The 3,160-nt window shown below is 53.4% G+C and carries 1 protein-coding gene and 1 pseudogene; both read left to right on the top strand.

From position 1 onward, the window contains the following. Positions 1 to 403 (top strand): annotated as a pseudogene (locus Q0198_RS00775) (bifunctional phosphoribosylaminoimidazolecarboxamide formyltransferase/IMP cyclohydrolase PurH); the annotation flags it as partial. 1,500 nt (positions 404 to 1,903) lie between these two features. Next, complete coding sequence (msrB, locus tag Q0198_RS00770; RefSeq protein WP_297893900.1) at positions 1,904 to 2,968, top strand: peptide-methionine (R)-S-oxide reductase MsrB; 1,065 nt, start codon at positions 1,904 to 1,906, stop codon at positions 2,966 to 2,968. The last annotated feature ends 192 nt before the right edge of the window (positions 2,969 to 3,160 follow it).

The following is a 3,160-nucleotide window of genomic DNA, read 5'->3' as shown; positions in this document are numbered from 1 at the left end:
CGAGGTCGCAAATGCCCGCTGCGTCACGGGGCGCGCGGCTAGCGAGAGCGAACTGGATGACCTAAAAATCGCGTGGCAGATCGCCGCACTTACGAAGAGCAACTGCGTGGTTTACGTCAAAAATCGCGCGATGGTCGCGATCGGCATGGGTATGACGAGCCGCGTGGACGCCGCACGCGCGGCAGTGGCGAAGGCTCGCGACGTGGGCGTCGATCTGCGCGGCTGCGCGCTTGCTAGCGAGGCGTTTTTCCCGTTTAAAGACAGCATCGAGATCGCCCATGCTGCGGGCGTCGCAGCGGTGGTGCAGCCGGGCGGCAGCATCCGCGACGATGAGGTGATCGCAAGCGCCGACGAGTTTGGCATGGCGATGTATTTTACGGGAGTGCGCCACTTTTTGCACTAAATTTTCCCCGCCTGCGGCGCGGGCGGATTTATTGCGATAGCTTTGTAACTTTTTATGCCGTTGCGAATCTTGAAAACCGTGCCGGAGCGGATCTCTTTGCCCGCTGCGTAGCGGGCGCAGCGCGGATCCAATGCACAGTGCTTTGTTGCGCGCCAACGCGGTGCGGACCTGGCTGCCTCTATTACAAGGCGCGCGATGTAAATTTGGCTGCGCTCCGCTACGTGGCTGAGGCAATGCGAATCCGACTGTTCGCGCTTCGTTATACTACTGTACGGCGCGGGTTTAGCTACGCGATATGGCGCTACGTATCGGCGCGGCGCAATCTAAATTAAATCATTCGCCGCTCCTGAATGGTCGCGAAATTTTATCTAGCGGACGTGGCGAGTAAATTTTAAATTTAATCGCGCACGCAGCGGATGGGTTCGCACCTCGTCGTATAACGGCGCACAAATTTTATCTCGCAGCGCGAAAATTTCATGGCGCCTATTTTGCGTTGAAATTTCGACGCCGTTTCGCAGCAGATGCGGAGCGGAGTATAAATTTTTAAAGCGGCGCCTCGTCGCGATCGGTGTGCGCTCGTAGATAAATTTTAATCATGCGGCAAGCGGATGGACGCTGTGCCGCAACCGAGGCTGCGCGTAAAAATTTTAGCCGCGCGGTGGATAAGTGCCGTGCCGCATTTGAAGCGGTGCGTAGATAAAATTTAATCGCGTAGTAGAGCAGCGGGCGCAGTGCAAAGCTTCCGTCCCGCGAGCAGTCCGTGCCCTCGCAAAACGGCGCGCGGTAGAATTCGGCCGCGTCGTAAAACTCGCAAAGGCGCTAAATCAGGCTCAAGCCACGGTTGCGCGGCGGTAAAATTTTGATCCCCGCGATGGTAGCAAAATCTAGCCGCGAGGCGCGACAATAAAATTTCGCGCCGCAATAGGGCGTATCAAGATCTCTAAAATCTCCACGTAAGCCGCGACGAATGGATAAATTTCACGCGAGCCGTAGCGCAGGCGAATCGACGGCGCAAGGGTCTCGCTCACAAAAGGGACAAATTTCATCGTAGCGCAAGGGGCGATGAAATTCTAACCCTGCAGCGGTAGCAAAATTTTAATTCCTGCCGCGGCGATCAAATCCAACCGCTTGCCGCGTTAGCGAAATCCGCCCCCCCTGCTGAAGCGGTAAAATTTTAATCTTGGCGGCGGCGGTAAAATTTCAGCCCTCGTTATAGCGTAGAATTTTAACCGCTTGCGAGGAGGTAAAATTCCGATGCTGCAGCGCGCTGCGGTAAGATAAAATTTTGATCTTGCGCCGCCGCGGTAAGATAAAATTTTTGGTCCCGCCTCACCGCGGCGATAAAATTCTAATTCTGCGGTGACGGCGAGCCGAAAGCTCCGATCCTGCGGCGGTAAAATTTGGGTAGCGATCCGCCGTAAGCGATAAAATTTCTCTCTTTCACTCTCGCTTCATTTAGAGATTGTAAAATTGCGTAAAATTCAAAACGAAAGGATCAAAATGAAAATTTTCAAAGCCTTAATCTGCCTCTTTGCTTTGGCGGCGGGTTATTTAGTCGCGCTAAATGCCGCAGACGGCGGCGCGGCGGATGCAAATTTTAAAGTTAAAGGAGGCGGCATGAACGCAAACGTAAAAGAGATTTATCTAGCAGGCGGCTGCTTTTGGGGTATGGAGGCGTATTTCAAGCAGCTTGACGGCATAGTCGCGACGCAGGTAGGCTACGCCAACGGCAAGAGCGATAAAGCAAGCTACGAAGGCTTACATAGCAGCGATCATGCCGAGACGCTACACTTAAAATACGACGCCAACGTCATCAGCGAGCCTGAAATTTTGGCGCATTATTTCCGCATCATCGATCCGTTCTCGATCGACAAGCAAGGTAACGACCGCGGTCGCCAGTATCGCACGGGCATCTACTACACCGACGAGGCGAGCGGCGAGACGGCGCGTAAATTCGTAGCCTTTAAGCAGAGCAAATATGATGAAAAGATAGCGGTCGAGGTTATGCCGCTTAAAAACTACGTCAAGGCGGAAGATTACCACCAAGACTATCTAGACAAAAACCCGGGCGGCTACTGCCATATCGATCTGCGCCTTGCTAAAAAGCCGCTTGAGGACGATGAAAAATTTAAAGTGCAAAGTAAGGAGGAGCTGAAGAAAAATTTGACCGAGCTTCAGTATCAAGTCACGCAGGAAAAGGCGACCGAGCAGCCGTTTTCTAGCGAATACGACAAGAATTATAAAAAGGGTATCTACGTCGACATCGTGTCGAAAAAACCGCTCTTTTCCTCTACCGATAAATACAACTCCGGCACCGGCTGGCCGAGCTTTTCAAAGCCGATAACGACCGATGCGATCGCCTATGCGCAAGATGACAGCCACGGCATGCAGCGCGTCGAGGTCTCAAGCCGCGTAGGAGGCAGCCATTTGGGGCACGTCTTTGAGGATGGGCCGAAAGAGAAGGGCGGTATGAGATACTGCATCAACGGCGCGAGTTTGAAATTTATCCCGCTTGAGGAGATGGACGCGCTAGGCTACGGGGATTATAAAATTTACGTGCAGTAACGCGGGCCGTGGCTTTGGCTCGGCAGTCGGTTAGTTTTATACGGCTCGACTGCCGATCGGTTGGCAGTATATTGCTTCGGCAGTCGGTCATTTTGTAACTCGGGCGCGCGCTCCTCTAGTCTGCGGCTACTGCTTTTGGCAGTCGGTCGCTTTTATACGGCTCCGCTATCGATAAATTCGGCGGCTGGTCGG

Origin of the sequence: uncultured Campylobacter sp., assembly GCF_938045205.1 — a bacterium.
GTDB lineage: Bacteria > Campylobacterota > Campylobacteria > Campylobacterales > Campylobacteraceae > Campylobacter_B.
Note: the sequence above shows the minus strand (reverse complement) of the source record. Positions and strands in the feature narration are given on the sequence as shown.

Coding starts and splice junctions, on each gene's coding strand:
- msrB (WP_297893900.1), top strand. CDS start 1,904: ATGAAAATTTTCAAAGCCTTAATCTGCCTCTTTGCTTTGGCGGCGGGT.